This window comes from Nocardiopsis sp. B62 (genome assembly GCF_018070675.1).
In the GTDB taxonomy this organism is placed as follows: Bacteria; Actinomycetota; Actinomycetes; order Streptosporangiales; family Streptosporangiaceae; genus Nocardiopsis; species Nocardiopsis prasina.
In genome coordinates this window covers 20,260-38,006 of sequence record NZ_JAGPXK010000014.1, presented here as the reverse complement: position 1 = coordinate 38,006, position 17,747 = coordinate 20,260, and the positions used below count along the sequence as shown (strand labels likewise).

Sequence of the window (17,747 nt, the reverse complement as noted above, 5' to 3'; positions counted from 1 at the left end):
GCGGAAGGGCCGCCCCCACCCGTGGGTGGGGACGGCCCTTCACTCAGCCATCACTCGGGCCGGAGCCCGGCGAGGAGACCCTCAGGCCTCGCCGCCCGCGAGCTTCTCGCGGAGGGCGGCCAGAGCCTCGTCAGAGGCGAGCGCACCGCTGGTGGTCTCGGAGCCGGACGACGAACCGCCGGCGCTCTGCGCACCACCGGTGTAGTCCTCCTCGTCCTCCTCCACGGCAGGAGCGTTGGCGGCGTCGGCCTCGGCCGCACGCGCCTCCTCGACCTGCTTGCGGTGAGCCTCGAAGCGGGCCTGCGCCTCGGCGTAGCTGCGCTCCCACTCGTCGCGCTGGGCCTCGAAGCCCTCGAGCCACTCGCCGCTGTCCGCGTCGAAGCCCTCGGGGTACTTGTAGTTGCCCTGCTCGTCGTAGTCGGCGGCCATGCCGTACAGGGTGGGGTCGAAGTCCACCTGGTCGGGCGAGACGCTCTCGTTGGCCTGCTTCAGCGAGAGGCTGATGCGACGGCGGTCGAGGTCGATGTCGATGATCTTGACGAAGATCTCGGTGCCGACCTGGACGACCTGCTCCGGCACCTCGACGTGGCGCTCGGCCAGCTCGGAGATGTGGACCAGGCCCTCGATGCCCTCCTCGACGCGCACGAACGCACCGAACGGGACGAGCTTGGTGACCTTGCCGGGAACGACCTGCCCGATCTGGTGGGTCCGGGCGAACTGCTGCCACGGGTCTTCCTGGGTCGCCTTGAGCGACAGGGAGACGCGCTCGCGCTCCATGTCGACGTCGAGGACCTCGACCGTGACCTCCTGGCCGACCTCGACAACCTCGCTCGGGTGGTCGATGTGCTTCCAGGACAGCTCGGAGACGTGCACCAGACCGTCGACGCCACCCAGGTCCACGAAGGCACCGAAGTTGACGATCGAGGAGACGACGCCCTTGCGGATCTGACCCTTCTGGAGGGTGTTGAGGAACGTCTGACGGACCTCGGACTGGGTCTGCTCCAGCCAGGCGCGACGGGACAGGACCACGTTGTTGCGGTTCTTGTCCAGCTCGATGATCTTCGCCTCGAGCTCGCGGCCGACGTAGGGCTGAAGGTCGCGGACGCGACGCATCTCGACCAGGGACGCCGGAAGGAAGCCGCGCAGGCCGATGTCGAGGATGAGACCACCCTTGACGACCTCGATGACGGTGCCGGTGACGACGCCGTCCTCTTCCTTGATCTTCTCGATCGTGCCCCAGGCCCGCTCGTACTGAGCGCGCTTCTTGGACAGGATCAGACGGCCTTCCTTGTCCTCCTTCTGGAGAACGAGGGCTTCGACCTGGTCGCCGACGGCAACGACCTCACCGGGGTCGACGTCGTGCTTGATCGACAGTTCCCGAGAGGGGATGACACCCTCGGTCTTGTAGCCGATGTCGAGCAAGACCTCGTCTCGATCGACCTTCACGATGGTGCCCTCGACGATGTCACCGTCGTTGAAGTACTTGATGGTCTCGTCGATCGCCGCGAGGAAGGCTTCCTCGGACCCGATGTCGTTGACCGCTACCTGGGGTGTCGAGGTGGCCTCGGTGCTGCTCGTCATTTGTGGGTGGACTCCGGATACGGACAGGAACAGGAAATGGGCACGCCGCAGGTTCGAGCCCGTCGATCCGCAGTCCAGAAGTAAGAAGCGAAGGTCACATGTACGGAACGAGCCGTCCGTGACCGCCAGCCGCCGGTCCAGAGTGGAGACCGAGACGGTGCAACCCTCCTGCCCCCCTATCGGAGACAGCGGACGCCCGCACGAACCCACAACGCTGACGCCAGAATATGAGACGTGAGCGCGCAGGTCAATCGGAATCCGGGAAGAGGGCACCGTACAAGGCTGTCGTGGCCGCAATTTACCCGAGCGGGGTGGGGAAGATCAACTAGCTCTTCAGCCATGTCTGCCAGGGGCTGACGCACCCCGAACGCCATCCGCACGGGGCCGGGGCGAGACGTTCCGAAAAAAGTCCGGAACGCGTGGTTCATCCGACGCTCGTCAGTCCATCGGAGGCCGCGAACGCGACTTCTTCACGTCACTCCGCCGACGCTTGGCGTCCAGCCGACGCCGCTTCGAGGCCCGGCTGGGCCGTGTACTGCGCCGCTCGGGCGGCGGTGGCGCGATGGCCTCCGCGAGGATCGCGGCCAGCCTCTCCCGCGCCTCGGCCCGGTTGCGCACCTGGGAACGGTGAGTCTGCGCCGACACCGTGAGCACCCCGTCCACGAGGCGCCCGGACAGCCGTTCCAGGGCGCGGGCCCGCCGCGTGGCTCCCAGCGCCCGGCACGACGCCACGTCCAACGACAGCGACACCCGCGTGTCCGACGTGTTCACGTGCTGCCCGCCCGGCCCCGAGGACCGTGAGAACCGCCACGTCAACGCGTCGGCGGGAACGGTCACGGGTCCCACGGCCAGTCCGCCCGTGGTCTCTTCCTGCCCCGTCACCGTTCCCACCTCCGAGATCAGCGCCGCGCCCTAGTGCGCGGCGTCATGCCAGTTCTGCCCGCTGCCGACCGAGACGCCCAGCGGGACACGCAGATCATAGGCGGAGCCCATCTCGTGCGTCACGAGGTTTTCGACCGCCTCGCGCTCACCCGGGGAGACCTCCACCACGAGCTCGTCGTGCACCTGCAACAGCACCCGGGAGCGGAATCCTCCCTCGGTCAGCGCCGCGTCCACCTGGAGCATCGCCACCTTGATGATGTCGGCGGCCGACCCCTGGATCGGCGCGTTCAACGCCATCCGCTCCGCCATCTCGCGGCGCTGGCGGTTGTCGCTCGTCAGGTCCGGCAGGTAGCGCCGCCGACCCAGGATGGTCTCGGTGTACCCCACCTTGCGGGCCTCGTCCACCACCTGGTTGAGGTAGTCGCGCACCCCGCCGAAGCTGGCGAAGTAGTCCTCCATCAGCCTCTTCGCCTCCTCCGGGGTGATCGCCAGCTGCTGGGACAGTCCGTAGGCACTCAGCCCGTAGGCCAGCCCGTAGCTCATCGCCTTGATCTTGGACCGGGCCTCGCCGTCGACCTCCCCGACCTCGATGTCGAAGACCTGCGCCGCCATGTGCGCGTGGAAGTCGTACCCGCTGTTGAACGCGTCGATCAGCGCCCGCTCACCCGACAGGTGCGCCATGATGCGCAGCTCGATCTGGCTGTAGTCCGCGGTGAGCAGCTCCTCGTAGCCCTCACCGACCACGAACGCGCGCCTGATCCTTCGGCCCACGTCCGTGCGCACCGGGATGTTCTGGAGGTTGGGTTCCGTGGAGCTCAGCCGCCCCGTCGCCGCGACCGTCTGGTTGAAGGTGGTGTGGATGCGGCCGTCATCGGCGACCGTCTTGATCAGCCCCTCGACCGTCGTGCGCAGCTTCGTCTGGTCCCGGTGGTGCAGCAGCACGCCCGGCAACTCGTTCTCGGTCCGGGCCGCCAACCACGCCAGCGCGTCCGCGTCCGTCGTGAATCCCGTCTTGATCTTCTTCGTCCTGGGCAGCTCCAGGTCCTCGAACAGCACCTGCTGCAACTGCTTGGGCGAGCCCAGGTTGAACTCCCGGCCCACGATCTCGTGCGCCCGCTCCACCGCGCCGCGCGCCGCCGAGGCGAACTCCCCCTGGAGACCCTCCAGGTACTCGCGGTCCGCGGCGATCCCGGCCCGCTCCAGGCGCGCCAACACGTCGACCAACGGCAGTTCCACCTCGTGCAGCAGGTGCGTGCCGCCTCGCTTGTCGAGCTCCGCCACCAGCACGGCGGCCAGGTCGCGGGTGGCGGCGGCCCGCACGGCCAGACCGTGACCGCGCCCGCTGCCGCCCTGCTCCCCGAGGTCCAGGGCCATCTGGTCGCCGTCGGTGTCCACCTCCAGCTCCCGGCCCAGGTACTTGCGGCACAGGTCGGCCAGGTCGAAGCGGCGCTGCCCCGGCTGCGCCAGGTAGGCCGCCAGGGCGGTGTCGCTGACCACACCGTTCAGGTCCCACCCGTGTGCGCCCAGCGCGAGCAGCGCGCCCTTGTACTCGTGCACGGCCTTGGGACGCCCGGCGTCCGCGAGGAAGGCCGCCAGCGCCTCGGTGTCGGCGGTGTCCAGCACGGTGGGATCCACGTACAGCGAGGCCCCGCCCGGCACCGTGACGGCCAGGGCGTCCACCCGTCCGGTCCCCGCTCCCCAGGTACCGTCGACCGCCAGCCCCGCCGGGGCCTGGTCCGTGAGTGACTCAGCGGAGGCGTGCTCGGTGATCCAGGCCGCCACACCCCCGGTCGCCGCCACGGTCACGTCCACGGTGAAGCCCTCGACGGCCCCGCCCGCCTCGGCGCTCTCCTCGCCGTCGTCCGCACGGATCACCGCGTAGAGGCGCTCACGCAGGTTGGAGGCGAACTCCAGGTTGTCGAAGAGCGCGTCGACCCCGGCCCGGTCGGCCTCGCCCAGCCCCAGGTCCCGCACGGCCGTGTCCAGCTCCACGTCGGTGACCAGTTTGTTGAGCCTCTGGTTGCGCAGCACGTCGTCGAGGTGGTCGCGGAAGTTCTGCCCCGCCTTGCCGGGGACCTCGTCCGCGCGGGCCACCAGCTCCTCCAGGGACCCGAACTTCGTGATCCACTTGGCGGCTGTCTTGGGACCCACCCCCGGCACCCCGGGAAGGTTGTCGGCCTTCTCCCCCACCAGGGCCGCGAGGTCGCGGTACCGCTCCGGGGTGACCCCGTACTTGTCCTCGACGGCCTCCGGGTCCATCCGGCGCATGTCCGAGAGGCTCTTGCCCGGGTACAGGACCGTGCAGTCCTCGTTCACCAGCTGGAAGGCGTCCCGGTCACCGGAGGCGATCAGCACCTCCATGCCCGCCTCGCAGCCCTGGTGCGCGAGGGTGGCGATCACGTCGTCGGCCTCGAAGCCGGGCGCCGACAGGTTCGCGACCCCGATCAGGCGCATGAGGTCCTGGGTCAGCGGCACCTGGGAGGGGAACTCCGGCGGGGTCTCCGACCGGCCGCCCTTGTACCCGTCGTACTCCTCGTCCCTGAAGGTGGGGCCCGAGAGGTCCCACGCCACCGCGACGTGCGTGGGCTCCTCGTCGCGCAGCAGCTTCACCAGCATGGAGGCGAAGCCGTACACGGCGTTGGTGGACTGCCCGGTACTCGTACCGAACTTCTCCACGGGGAGCGCGAAGAACGCGCGGAAGGCCATCGAGTGGCCGTCCAGGAGGAGCAGCCGGGCGCGCCCGCCGTCGGCCTGGGATGTCTGTTCAGGGGTCTCTCGCTTGGTCACCACAGAACGAATCCTAGGATGCGCTACGGACAGCCCGCGGCCATCACCACGGGAACACCTCCCCACACCGGTCGGTTCGACCGGTTACGGGGCCACCTGACCGGATCGGAAGGCAACACCATGACCACAGACGCCGAGGGCCTGCGCGAACTCATGGACTCCGGGGCGCTCTCCGGCGGTCTGGGCCAGAGCATGGGCATCGAGATCACCGAGGCCTCCGCCGAACGCGTCGTGGGCCGTATGCCGGTCGAGGGCAACCGCCAGCCCTTCGGGCTGCTGCACGGCGGCGCCTCGTGCGTGCTCGCCGAGTCCCTGGGGTCCATCGGCTCCACCATCCACGCACAGGGGTTCGGCCGCGTCGCCGTGGGCATCGAGATCAACGCGACCCATCACCGGTCCGCCACCGATGGGCACGTCACCGGGGTGGCCACCCCGGTCCACCTGGGCCGCACCCTCGCCACCTGGGACATCACCATCACCGACGACCAGGGGCGGAAGGTCTGCACCTCGCGTCTGACCTGCATGCTGCGCGACGCCCCCCAGTAGGGAACTCCAGCGGCGGGGCCCCGCGCCCCGCTGTTGGGCCCCCCACCACCGGGAACGAAGCCCGGCTAACGACGGCTCCGCCATTTCCGAACACTGGACGAACGGGCACGCCACGCCCTCACACCACGACAACCAGTCACAACATCCCCCCGCGACACCGTGCATCCGTCCAGTCACACCCGGCCACACGGCTACAGAGTCATAACGAGCAGAAGGCGACTGAGACGCAACCGCCCCCTGCCGCTTCCGCCGGAACCCGATACCGGATTAAGCTCCGCTAACGCTCCTGATTAAGTCATGCCACACATAACGGGCAACAGGATGCAACAGAGCTATCGGCACGGCTGCGCAAGATCAGCCGGTTGAACGGAGTGACCACGAACATGGCAAGCAAGAAGTTCCTGAGCCTCACTGCCGCAACCGCGGCCCTCGTGCTCGGACTGACCGCGTGTGGCAACGGGGACGGCGGCGACAGCGCCGACGGAGGTGAGGGCTCCGGCGAGGAGTTCACCTTCGGCATCCTCTACCCCCAGACCGGCAGCCTGGCCTTCCTCGGTCCGCCCCAGGTCACCGCGGCGAAGTACGCCATCGACGAGATCAACAAGGCCGGTGGCATCCTCGGCACCGACGTCCCCGCCATCGTCGAGGCCGACGAGGCCGGTGACGCCGCCCAGGCCAACCAGGCCGCCAACGACCTCGTCTCCGCCGACGTCAACGCCGTCATCGGCGCCGCCGCCTCCGCCATGACGCAGGCCAGCTACGACACCGTCACAGCCGCCAGCATCGTGCAGTGCTCCGGCTCCAACACGGCGCCCGACCTGAGCGAGATCGACGACAACGGCTACTTCTTCCGCACCGCCCCCAGCGACCTCCTCTCCGGACCGGTCCTGGCCCGCCAGATGGTCGACGACGGCGCCTTCGACGTCGCCGTGGTGGCCCGCGCCGACGACTACGGCGACGGCTACCGCAGCGCCGTGGAGGCCGAGCTCGAGGCCCTCGGCGCGAACGTGGTCGCGACCGAGAACTACGACCCCGACGCCACCAACTTCGACTCCGTCGTCAACTCCGTGTCCAGCGCCGACCCCGACGCCGTCGCCCTGATCTCCTTCCAGGAGGGCGCCCAGGTCATCGCCGAACTCATCGAGTCCGGCATCTCGGGCGACCAGCTCTACATCACCGACGGTCTCAACGACCCCGAGCTCGGCGACACCGTCAACTCGGACGACCCCGACGTCGTCACCGGCGTCACCGGCGTCGCCCCCGGTGCTGACAACCCCGAGTTCAACGAGGGCCTGCGCGCCTTCGACTCCGAGCTCGACGTCTTCCAGTTCGCCCCGCAGGTCTTCGACTGCGTCACGGCGATCGCCCTGGCCGCCGAGTCCGCCGGGTCCGTCTCCCCCGCCGACTACGTCGAGCACCTCCCCGAGATCAGCCGCCCCGACGGCACCGAGTGCGGCAGCTTCGAGGAGTGCCGCGACCTCCTCAACGACGGCGAGGAGATCGACTTCCAGGGCACCAGCGGCAACATCGACTTCGACGACAACGGCGACCCCACCTCCGCCACCTTCGAGGTCTTCCACTTCGGTGACGACGGCTACGAGACCCTCGGCTTCGAGGAGTACTCCGTCGACGAGTAACGACGGATGACCCCGTCTCCTCCCAGGGGGCCACACCACGACCCCTGGGCGGAGGCGCCGTCCGCCACACACCACGCGAACCGTCCGAACACGACCACCGCGAGACCCCGGCACGGCCGCACCCCGCGCGCCGTGCCTCGTCGTACACGGGCCAGGCGGCCGCACAGCGGCACCGCACGCACCGGGGCCCGACGCCCACGCGTCCCCACCCCCGGACGCACCACGCCACCTGAACGGACGACCACGCCATGCCCACCCACAGGGCCCTCTCCCTCTCGGCGGCCGCCCTCACCGTCAGCCTCGCACTCACCGCCTGCGGCGGCACCCTGGACCTCGGCGACGACACCGCGGACGACACCGGGTTCACGTTCGGCCTCCTCTACCCGCAGACCGGCAACCTGAGCTTCCTCGGCCGACCCCAGACCGCCGCCGTCGACTACGCCATCGACCAGATCAACGACGCGGGCGGCATCCTCGGCACCACCGTCCCACCACCGGTCGTGGCCGACGAGGCCGGAGACGCCGCCCAGGCCAACCAGGCCGCCAACGACCTCGTCTCCGCCGACGTCAACGCCGTCATCGGCGCCGCCGCCTCCGTGATGACCCAGGCCAGCTACGCCACCATCACGGGCGCGGGGATCGCCCAGTGCTCCGGTTCCAGCACCGCGCCCGACCTCACCAGCGTCGACGACAACGGCTACTTCTTCCGCACCGCCCCCAGCGACCTCCTCGCCGGACCCGTACTCGCCCAGCGCATCGTCGACGACGGCCACCTCGACGTCGCCGTCATCGCCCGCGCCGACGACTACGGCAACGGCTACCTCAACGCCGTCGAGGCCGAACTCCACGCCCTCGGCGCCGACGTCGTCCTCACCGAGACCTACGACCCCGACGCCACCAACTTCGGCGCGGTCATCAGCTCCACCGTCACCTCCGGGGCCGACGCCGTCGCCCTCATCTCCTTCCAGGAGGGCACCCAGCTCATGGCCGCCCTCATCGAGAGCGGCACCGAGAGCCAGTTCTACCTCACGGACGGCCTCAACGACCCCGACCTGGAGGCGACCATCGGAGCCGCCTCCACCAACGCCATCACCGGCACCACCGGCGTCGCCCCCAGCGCCGACAACCCCCAGTTCAGCGAGGACCTGCGCGCCTTCGACCCCGAACTCGACGCCTTCCAGTTCGCCCCGCACATCTTCGACTGCGTCACCACCATCGCCCTGGCCGCCGAGTCCGCGGGCTCCACGGACCCCACCCGGTACGTGGACCACGTCGCCGAGGTCACCCGCCCCGAAGGCACCGAGTGCAGCTCGTTCGCGGAGTGCCGCGACCTCCTCAACGACGGCCGGTCCATCGACTACCAGGGGATGAGCGGCAACATCGACCTCGACGACAACGGCGACCCCACCTCCGCCACCTTCGAGATCTTCCACTTCGGCGACGACGGCTACGAGATCCTCGAATACGTCGAGTACACCAACGACTGACCCCGCGCCCACCACACCGGGCACCGCACACTCCGGACACACGAAAAGGGGGCGGGACCCTCGACGGGTCCCGCCCCCCACACACGTCCGGATCAGCCCTTGGCGAGCGTCCCCAGGTACAGCTCGATCACGTTCGGATCGTTCAGCAGGTCCCGACCCGAACCCGTGTACGCGTTCCGGCCCTGGTCCAGCACGTAACCGCGGTCACAGATCTGGAGACACCGCCGCGCGTTCTGCTCGACCATGACGACCGAGACCCCGGCGGCGTTGACCTCCTTCACCCGCTGGAAGACCTCCTCCTGGTAGATCGGCGACAACCCGGCGGTCGGCTCGTCCAGCAGCAGCACCGACGGGTCCATCATCAGCGCCCGGCCCATGGCCACCATCTGACGCTGACCACCCGACAGCGAACCCGCCTTCGCCCGACGCCGGTCCGCGAGCAACGGGAACAGACCCGCCACCACCTCGAACCGCTCCGAGAACGACCTCGGCCGCAGGAACGCCCCCATCTGGAGGTTCTCCTCGATCGTCAGGGACGGGAACACGTTGCGCGTCTGCGGAACGTAACCAACGCCCCGCTCCACCAACGAGTGCGCTGCCAACCCCGCGATGCTCGAACCCCGCAGCGTCAGACCGCCCTCACGCACCGGGATCAGACCGAAGATCGTCTTGATCAACGTCGACTTGCCCGCGCCGTTCGGACCGATGATCGCCACGACCTCACCCTCGGTGAGGGTCAGCGTGCACCCGTTCAGGATGTTCACCCCGGGCACGTAACCGGCCACCAGGTCCTTGGCCAACAGCAGGTAGTCGTCCGGACCACCCACCTCAAGCGACTCCGCCTGGGCCTGCTCCAGCACCTCCTCGCGGTGCTCCTGCACGGCCGCGGCCTCCTCAGCCTCCTCCGGGACCTCCTCCGGCTCCGGACGGACCCCGCCGTTCTCCTCACTCATCGCCACTCCCCTGGGTCTCACCCTCGACCTCCTGGGCACCCAGGTAGGCGTCGATCACCTGTTGGTTGGACCGGATGTCCGAAGGACGCCCCTCCGCGATCACCTGACCCTGGGCCAGCACCACGATCCAGTCACTGATGCCCATGATCACGTCCATGTCGTGCTCCACGAACAGGACCGTCTTGCCCTCGTCACGCAACGACGTGATGTGGTGCAACAGGGACTGCACCAACGCCGGGTTCACACCCGCCATCGGCTCGTCCAGCATGATCATGCTCGGATCGGTCATCAGCGCGCGAGCCATCTCCAACAGCTTGCGCTGACCACCCGACAACGCGCCCGCCATGTCCTGGCGCTTGTCGATCAGCTTGAACCGCTCCAGCAGGTCCAGGGCCTTCACGGTGTTGGCCTTCTCCTGACGGCCCCACACCGGACGCAGGAACGACCCCGCCATGCGCTCACCCGTCTGACCCGGAGCGCCCAACAACATGTTGTCGAGCACCGTCATCCGCGTGAGCGCCTTGGTCAGCTGGAAGGTCCGCACCATCCCGGCCCGGGCCACCTGGTGACCCCGACGACCGTTGATGCCGCGGCCCTCGAACGACCACTGGCCGCCGTCGACCCGGTCGAACCCCGTCAGCAGGTTGAACAGCGTGGACTTGCCCGCGCCGTTCGGACCGATCAGCGCCGTGATCGTCCCCCGCTGCACCTCCAGGTGCTCCACGTCCACTGCGGTCAGACCGCCGAACGAACGCTTCACCCCGTCAGCCACCAGGATCGGATCCGGCTTGGCCGAACCCGGCTCCGGGACCGCCCCGGCCATCCGGTCGACCTCGACATACGCCCCGGAGGCGTTCACCTCGTCACTTGACATTGATCAACATCTCCTTGCGGTCACCGATCAGACCCTGCGGCCGGAAGACGATCAGCAGCACCAGCAGCACACCGACGAACGCCAACTGGATGGCGCCGAAGTCCGGACCCGACAGGAACGGCAGGTAACCCTCACTGCCCAACCCGCGCAGCAGCTTGTCCGTGAAGTTCATCAGGAACCAGAACACCATCGACCCGACGATCGGACCCAGAACACGGCCCGCACCGCCCAGCAGCAGGATCACCCACAGGAAGAACGTCACCTGCGGCTTGAACTGGTCAGGCGCGATCGCACCCTGGTGCACCGCCATCATGCAACCGGCCAGCGAACCGATCAGGCCGCCCAGGACCAGCGCCTGCATCTTGTACGCGAAGACGTTCTTGCCGAGGCTGCGAACCGCGTCCTCGTCCTCGCGGATGCCCTTCACCACACGGCCCCACGGGCTGTGGATCAGCGCCCAGGTCAGTGCCGCCATCAGCGCCACCAGACCCCACGTCACCGTCATCATCCACATGTGGTTGCCGCTGAACGAGAACGAACCGATCCCGTAACGGCCGGCCGGGTCGAACAGCCCCAACGCCTCGTTCCACTCACGGAACTCGGTGGACAGGTTCTGCAACCCGTACACGCCGTTGGTCACCGGCTCGGCGAAGCCCGCCCGGTAGACCAACCGCAGCACCTCGGCCGCGGCGATCGTCGTGATCGACAGGTAGTCCGCCCGCAACCGGAGCGTCGGGATACCCAACAACAACGCCAACACCACCGCGCAGGCCAGGCCCACCAGGAACCCGACCAGCAACGGCAACTCGAACACCGCGACGCTGATACCGACGCCGTAGGCGCCCACCAGCATGAAGCCGACCTGACCGAAGTTCAGCAACCCCGCGTAACCGAAGTGCATGTTCAGGCCGATCGCGGCCAGCGCGTAGATCGCGGCCACCGGTCCCACCGCGGATCGGGCGGACTCGGCGAGGATCAAGAAAATATCCATCGTCTACCTCTCCTAGCCGACCCGCTCGCGCCGACCGAGCAAGCCCTGGGGCCTGATCAGCAGCATGAGGATCATCAGGGCCAGAGCCCACGCTTGCATGAGCTGTGCGGGGAACCACAGGGTGGACAGCATCGCCACCAGGCCCACGGCGATGCCGCCGACCATCGCGCCGTAGGCCGTGCCCAGGCCACCCAGGATCACCGCGGCGAACATGAGCAGCAGCAGACGGAAGCCCATCTCGTAGTCCACGACCTGGTTCAGGCCGAAGAGCACACCGCCCAGGGACGCCAGGCCGCCGCCGAGGAACCACACGTACAGCGTCACCCGGTCGACGTCGATGCCCGACGACTCCGCGAGGTCCCGGTTGTCCGAGACCGCGCGCATCGCCTTGCCGATACGGGTGAACTGGAGCATGCAGGCCACGAGCACCAGCACCACGATCGCGACGGCCATGATCACCAGGTCGCGCGGGGGCATGGAGATAGGGCCGAAGTGCACCATCTCCTGCACCTGGAACCCGGCGTAGCGGCGCCGGTTGGCGCCGAAGAGCACCAGCAGCACGTGCCGCAGCACCAGGGCCAGGCCGATGGAGACGATGAACATCTGGATCAGGGCGACGTTGCGCCTGCGCAGCGGACGCCACAGGTAGCGCTCCATGGTGCTGCCCAGCACACCGCCCATGACCACCGCGATGCCGGCCGCCGCCCACAGCGGCACCTGCCAGCCGAGGTCGTCACCGAGCACGCCCATCAGCGTCGCCAGCGCGATACCGCCGAAGACCGAGGACCACTGGAGGACGATCAGCGTCGTCCGGTTGAGCCGGTGCTCCAGGAAGGCGCCCAGCAGGACGGCGATCCCCAGACCGGCGAAGATCGCCAGCAGGGAGTTGCCCAGTCCCGCGGCGCCGGTACTGAACAGCAGGGCCATCATCGCGCCGAAGGTGACCATGTCACCGTGCGAGAAGTTGATGACCTGCGTCGTACCGAAGATCAGTGAGAGGCCGATCGCGGAGATCGCGATGACCAGGCCGAACAGCAGACCGGCCGCGGTGAGCTGCGCGAAGCGCTCACCGAACCCGCCACTGACGCCCTCGACCGCCACGGACTCGTCCTCGGCGGCCGTGTCCCCCTCGGCGTCCTCGGTCGCCTCGGCGTCCGGGGAGGGGGAGCTCTCGTCCTGGCCGCCTGCGGATTCGCCCGGGTTCTCCAACCCGATGAGGAGCAGTCGCTGCTGGCCGGTCTCGACCTCGACCTGGGCCTCACCCTCTGCCATGAGGGACGTCTCGCGTACGGCGAACTCGCTGGGGACGGACTCCTGGTCCACCACTACGCGGTAGTCACCCGGTCCGGGCAACTCCACTTCCCAAATTCCATCAGAGTCGGTTTCCACCGCATCGATCTCGTCGTCACCCTGGAGGACCGTGATCAGGATGCCCTCGACACCCTGGTCCCGGTCGTCCGGCTGACCGATCTGACCGTGCAGCGTCTCACCGCCCTGTTCGTCTGCCGTCGCCGCCGCCCCGGGGATCACCAGGAATGCGGTGATCAGGGCGAGCAACACGGTCACGAGGCGTGTGCGCACGCGCGCTCCTTGCGCATCTGAGGTTGGCGGCACCCGAATGGGAGGCATTCGAGCGCCGCTGTCCTTTAGCTGTTCGGTGCGGTGAGTTTAGCCCGATTTATGCCGGGCATTCAGTGTCACTTAAACCACGTGACCCAACCGTCACCCCATCGTGTGCAACCGAGATCAAACTGGTGCTGGATGCGCGTTGACCCTGAACACCCGGACACGTTCCGGAGCCGGAACCTGCCAATCTGTTAGTTTTCTCGGGCCGAACCCCCGGGACACACGAAGGGGCCGCACCCGTTCGGGTACGGCCCCGGTTCAGCGCTGGGGTGGGCGGTCCGTCAGGAGGACTGTCCTCCCCCGAGCGTCTCGACGACGGTCTCGGCGACCTTGCGCATGGTCAGCCGGCGGTCCATGGAGTTCTTCTGGATCCACCGGAACGCCTCGGGCTCACTCATCCCGTGGCGGCTCTGGAGCAGGCCCTTGGCCTGCTCCACGAGCTTTCGGGTCTCCAGTCGCTCCTGGAGGCTGCCGACCTCGGCCTCCAGTGCGGCCAACTCGGCGTAGCGCGAGGTGGCCATCTCGATCGCCGGCACCAGGTCCGACTTGCTGAACGGCTTGACCAGGTAGGCCATGGCCCCGGCCTCGCGTGCCCGCTCCACCAGCTCCCGCTGGGAGAAGGCGGTCAGGATCACGACCGGGGCGATGCGCTCCCCGGCGATGCGCTCGGCGGCCGACAGGCCGTCGAGCACCGGCATCTTGATGTCGGTGATCACCAGGTCGGGTTTGAGCTCCTGGGCAAGCCGGATGGCGGCCTCACCGTCGCCAGCCTCCCCGACGACGGCGTAACCGTCCTCTTCGAGCATCTCCTTGAGATCCAGGCGAATCAGGGCCTCGTCTTCCGCGATCACCACACGGCTCTGCGTCCTCGTCACGTACACGAGGTTACCGAGATCCGCTAGTATGCTGACCGTTGGCCCCGGCAATGCGCGTCAATCGTGACTGCACCGTTGACGGAGCGTCGCTCCCGGGACGCCGAGCAGGCAAAACGGACAATCGGAACCAATAACTCAAACGCCCCGATAGACCAACCGGCAGAGTCAATGGTCTCAAACACCATCAAGTGTGGGTTCGAATCCCACTCGGGGCACCAGCAGCCACCCCCACGGGTGGCTTTTCTGCGTTCGAGGCCATCCGGGAATGTCCGAGGCGTGAGCGAACATGCACCGTATGTACTCACCGCATGTCAGGCGCGAGGCCGTCTCCCTCATCGATTCCGGGATCTCCTGCGCGGAGGTCAGCCGTCGGACCGGCATCAACCGGTCCACGCTTCGGACGTGGATCCTCGACCGTTCACTCGTGGACAGGTACGTCGGCACCGACCTGTGTCCCCGGTGTGAACCGGTACCCGTCCCACCCCGACGAACCGATGCGTACGGGTACCTCCTGGGCCTCTACCTCGGCGACGGGTGTCTCACCCCCGCCGGAGACCCCACGAAGGGGGTCTGGCGGCTGCGCGTCATGTGTTCCGACACCTGGCCCGGACTCATAGAACTCTGCGCGGGGAGTATGACCGCGATCCGCCCCGACCACAGGGTCTCCCGGGTCCCCTCCACCGGGTGCACCGAGGTCCACAGCAACTGGAAGCACTGGCCGTGCCTCTTCCCCCAGCACGGGCCGGGCAGGAAGCACGACAGGGCCATCCTCCTGGAACCCTGGCAGCGGGCCGTCGTCGAGGAGCACCCCGAGCAGTTCGTACGCGGCCTGATCCACTCCGACGGGAGCAGGGTGCTCAACCGGATCAGGAGGACACTGCCCGACGGAGGGGTGAGGTTCTACGAGTACCCGCGCTACCACTTCACCAACGTCTCCACCGACATCGTCGGACTGTTCACCGAGGCCCTGGACCGGTTGGACATCGCCTGGAAGGTCCACGTGAGCAGGCGGGAACCGCGCTACCGGGACAAACACGTCGTGTCGGTGTCCCAGCGGGACGCGGTGGCGCGGATGGACGCGTTCGTGGGGCCCAAGTACTGAGGACGCCCACGCGGCGGACGCGTGTGCGGGCGGCGCGGCCTAGCCCTCGCCCCGCCAGCGCCTGAGGTCCTCCTCGGTGATCTCCTGCATGGGTGCGGGCTGTGTGATGCGGAGGTGGTTGCCGAAGGGGTCGCGCAGGGCGCAGTCGATGCCGTAGGGCTGCTGGGTCGGTTCCTCGGTGAACTGGACTCCTCGCGCGCGCAGGGTGTCGTAGGTGGCCTGGCAGTCGTCGGTGTTGATGATGGCGGCGACGCCGAGGGCGCCCTTGGTGAGGAGTTCGCGAACCTGGGCGCCGTTCTCGTCCTGGGAGGGCACCTCCAGGAGGATGTGGCGGTCCGGGTCGGCGGGCAGGGTGATGGTGAGCCACCGCATGAACCCCATGTCGACGTCGTCGCCGACCTCGAAGCCGAGTTTGCCGACGTAGAAGTCGAGGGCCTCGTCCTGGTCGAGCACGGTCACGGAGTGGATGGCGATCTGTGTGAGCATGCTCCAACGCTACGTCTGACCTGGTCTTGCGTCCCTCTACGCCACGTCAGGGTGTGGTCAGGACGCCCGGAGGTGGTCCCGCAGCGAACGGGCCACGCGGCCGATGAGGGCCTCGGCCGCGGGTTGGTGGCGGGCGGGGACGGAGGAGGCGGTGAGGGCGGCGATGGCGTAGGCCTCGCCGCCCCTGTGTTCGACGACGCCGACCTCGTGGCGGTGGTTGAGGACACTGCCGGTCTTGGAGGACCAGGTGCTGGCGTCGGTGCTGAACTCGGGGGCCAGGCGGTGGCGGATGACGTTGTCGGCCATGAGGGAGCGCAGGCGGGCCGCGGTGTCGGGGTGGATGGTGGTGGGTCGCCAGATGGCCTGGAGGAGGTCGACGTGGGCGCGGGCGGAGCCCGAGTTGGCGCGGGTGACGTCGAGTTGGGGGATGCGGTGGCCGCGTCCGGCGCTGGCGGCCTGGATGGCGAGGGTGTGGGCGAGGTGGGTCTCGTCCGGAGCGAGGCGTTCGGCGGGGGTCTGGTTGAGGTCGCGGACGATGTGCCGGACGGCGATCCCGTGGATGTCGTGTTCGCGGAGGGTGTCGGTGACCCGGGCGGGTGGGGTGAGGCCGAACAGGATGTCGGCGGCGACGTTGTCACTGACGCACATGGCCAGGTAGAGGAGGTCGTCGACAGCGACGGTGGCGGGGTGGCGGAAGCGGCCGAGCCCGAGGGGCCCGGTGGTGGGGCCGCCGGGTTCCACGCGGACAGGGGTGGCGCCGTCGAGTTCGCCCTGTTGGAGGCGTTGGAGGGTGGCGAGGGCGAGGGGGAGTTTGACGAGGGAGGAGGTGGCGTAGGGGGTGTCGGGGTCGATGCCGATCTCGTGGCCGGTGTTGAGGTCGCGGACGAGGAGGGAGGCGTGGAGCCCGGCCTGTTCGAGTTCGGTCCGGAGTCGTTGGGTGATCACGGGGTGGGTGCTCCGAGGCAGTGGGCGATGTGTGGGTGGAGGTGGGTGCGCAGGGTCTCGGACTGTTCTCCCGTGGCGGTGTAGGTGCGTGCGGGTTGGATCTCGCCGATGGGGCGCCAGTGGAGGTTGAGGTCGTCTGCCTGTCGGGGGGAGCAGAGGAGCAGATCGTGGGTGGTGAGGACTTCGGCGGTGGCGGTGGTGAGGGTGGTGGCTCGGGTGATCTGGGTGGGATGGAGGCCGACGGTGTCGCCCGTGTGGGTGAGGGGGTCGCGGATGTGGGGGGTGTCGTCCTCGGGTTGGATCCAGAGGCGGCGGGGTGGGTCGGTGTCGTCCCGGTGGGGGCGCAGGCTCTCGAGGTAGTGGGTGTTGGCCTGGGGTGGCTGGTGGGTGGCGAGGCCGAGGGGAACGGTCCAGTGTGCCTGGTCGGGTGGCACGGCCGTGATCGCCGTGCGGACCTGCCGGGCGTGGAGGAGTTCCTCCCGTTGGGCGGGTGGTGCGGGGTGGGGGTCGAGGTGGAGGCCGTGGTGGCGGGCCTGGGCCGTGAGGTGGGCGAGGTCGTGGGTGGTGCAGGTGGCGGGGACGGCGAGGCGCAGTGGAGTGTGGCGGGCCTGGGCGGCGTCGTGTTCGAGGGTGTGGGCGAGGTTGACGAGGCGTCGTGCGGTGGGCAGGACGGTGTGGCCGAACTGGGTGAGGGTGGCGCGTCGTGTGGTGCGGTCGAAGAGGGGTGCGCCGAGGTGTTTCTCCAGGGCGGCGATGCGACGGCTGGCGACGGGTTGGGGGATGCGCGCGGCGGCGGCTCCAAGGGTGAAGCTGCCTCGGTCGCTGACGTGGATGAAGGCGGTGCAGGCTCCGACGAGGTCCATGGTCTGAGGTTATGTCGAATCCGCATGGGTGTGGCTGTTTGTGTCTTGGACAGCATGGGTCGCGGTTGGTGAGACTGCGGTGGCGGGCCGGTTCTGGTTCGCCTCTCTTCTG

Annotated in this window: 15 protein-coding genes and 1 tRNA gene; 5 read left to right on the top strand and 11 right to left on the bottom strand. The window is 68.5% G+C overall.

What is annotated here, in order from left to right; genetic code table 11:
* Positions 1 to 81: 81 nt before the first annotated feature.
* The 3 genes from rpsA to polA form a co-directional block, all read right to left on the bottom strand.
* Complete coding sequence (rpsA, locus tag KBX21_RS16290; RefSeq protein WP_049567964.1) at positions 82 to 1,581, bottom strand: 30S ribosomal protein S1; 1,500 nt, start codon at positions 1,579 to 1,581, stop codon at positions 82 to 84.
* A 438-nt stretch (positions 1,582 to 2,019) separates the two neighbouring features.
* Positions 2,020 to 2,463, bottom strand: a complete 444-nt coding sequence (gene arfB, locus KBX21_RS16285) for an alternative ribosome rescue aminoacyl-tRNA hydrolase ArfB (RefSeq protein ID WP_049567966.1) — start codon at positions 2,461 to 2,463, stop codon at positions 2,020 to 2,022.
* Between the two features lie 30 nt (positions 2,464 to 2,493).
* Positions 2,494 to 5,253, bottom strand: a complete 2,760-nt coding sequence (polA, locus tag KBX21_RS16280) for a DNA polymerase I (RefSeq protein WP_049567970.1) — start codon at positions 5,251 to 5,253, stop codon at positions 2,494 to 2,496.
* 117 nt (positions 5,254 to 5,370) lie between these two features.
* On the opposite strand from polA, the gene KBX21_RS16275 reads away from it, so the two are divergent.
* The 3 genes from KBX21_RS16275 (at position 5,371) to KBX21_RS16265 (ending at position 8,920) form a co-directional block, all read left to right on the top strand.
* On the top strand, positions 5,371 to 5,796 hold the full coding sequence (locus KBX21_RS16275; protein ID WP_210842418.1) for a PaaI family thioesterase: 426 nt from the start codon (positions 5,371 to 5,373) through the stop codon (positions 5,794 to 5,796).
* A 383-nt stretch (positions 5,797 to 6,179) separates the two neighbouring features.
* Positions 6,180 to 7,433, top strand: coding sequence for an ABC transporter substrate-binding protein (locus tag KBX21_RS16270; RefSeq protein ID WP_049568024.1), 1,254 nt, complete (start codon positions 6,180 to 6,182; stop codon positions 7,431 to 7,433).
* Between the two features lie 248 nt (positions 7,434 to 7,681).
* On the top strand, positions 7,682 to 8,920 hold the full coding sequence (locus KBX21_RS16265) for an ABC transporter substrate-binding protein (RefSeq protein ID WP_210842417.1): 1,239 nt from the start codon (positions 7,682 to 7,684) through the stop codon (positions 8,918 to 8,920).
* Positions 8,921 to 9,012: 92 nt separating this feature from the next.
* Here the strand turns inward: KBX21_RS16265 and KBX21_RS16260 are convergent, their stop codons facing one another.
* From KBX21_RS16260 to KBX21_RS16240, 5 genes are all read right to left on the bottom strand, one after another.
* Positions 9,013 to 9,873 (bottom strand): ABC transporter ATP-binding protein, encoded by an 861-nt coding sequence (locus KBX21_RS16260; protein ID WP_049568028.1) that lies wholly within the window; start codon positions 9,871 to 9,873, stop codon positions 9,013 to 9,015.
* On the bottom strand, positions 9,866 to 10,747 hold the full coding sequence (locus tag KBX21_RS16255) for an ABC transporter ATP-binding protein (protein ID WP_210842416.1): 882 nt from the start codon (positions 10,745 to 10,747) through the stop codon (positions 9,866 to 9,868). Before KBX21_RS16255 ends, KBX21_RS16260 begins: the two co-directional genes overlap by 8 nt.
* Positions 10,737 to 11,738 (bottom strand): branched-chain amino acid ABC transporter permease, encoded by a 1,002-nt coding sequence (locus tag KBX21_RS16250; protein ID WP_049567980.1) that lies wholly within the window; start codon positions 11,736 to 11,738, stop codon positions 10,737 to 10,739. Before KBX21_RS16250 ends, KBX21_RS16255 begins: the two co-directional genes overlap by 11 nt.
* 12 nt (positions 11,739 to 11,750) lie before the next feature.
* Entirely contained in the window at positions 11,751 to 13,319 is a 1,569-nt protein-coding gene (locus KBX21_RS16245; RefSeq protein ID WP_049567982.1) for a branched-chain amino acid ABC transporter permease, read from the bottom strand.
* A 326-nt stretch (positions 13,320 to 13,645) separates the two neighbouring features.
* Entirely contained in the window at positions 13,646 to 14,218 is a 573-nt protein-coding gene (locus KBX21_RS16240) for an ANTAR domain-containing response regulator (RefSeq protein ID WP_049567985.1), read from the bottom strand.
* A gap of 162 nt (positions 14,219 to 14,380) precedes the next feature.
* Here KBX21_RS16240 and KBX21_RS16235 point away from each other — a divergent pair.
* A tRNA-Leu gene (locus tag KBX21_RS16235) sits at positions 14,381 to 14,457 on the top strand.
* A 77-nt stretch (positions 14,458 to 14,534) separates the two neighbouring features.
* Positions 14,535 to 15,341, top strand: coding sequence for a transposase (locus KBX21_RS16230; protein ID WP_210842415.1), 807 nt, complete (start codon positions 14,535 to 14,537; stop codon positions 15,339 to 15,341).
* Positions 15,342 to 15,380: 39 nt separating this feature from the next.
* On the opposite strand, the gene KBX21_RS16225 is transcribed toward KBX21_RS16230, so the two are convergent.
* The 3 genes from KBX21_RS16225 to KBX21_RS16215 are packed head-to-tail and all read right to left on the bottom strand — an operon-like array spanning position 15,381 to position 17,635.
* Positions 15,381 to 15,827 carry a VOC family protein gene (locus KBX21_RS16225; protein WP_210842414.1) on the bottom strand — a complete coding sequence of 149 codons (447 nt, stop codon included), beginning with the start codon at positions 15,825 to 15,827 and terminating at the stop codon, positions 15,381 to 15,383.
* A 57-nt stretch (positions 15,828 to 15,884) separates the two neighbouring features.
* Entirely contained in the window at positions 15,885 to 16,772 is an 888-nt protein-coding gene (locus tag KBX21_RS16220; protein ID WP_210842413.1) for a serine hydrolase, read from the bottom strand.
* Complete coding sequence (locus KBX21_RS16215) at positions 16,769 to 17,635, bottom strand: LysR family transcriptional regulator (RefSeq protein WP_210842412.1); 867 nt, start codon at positions 17,633 to 17,635, stop codon at positions 16,769 to 16,771. Before KBX21_RS16215 ends, KBX21_RS16220 begins: the two co-directional genes overlap by 4 nt.
* Positions 17,636 to 17,747 lie beyond the last annotated feature (112 nt).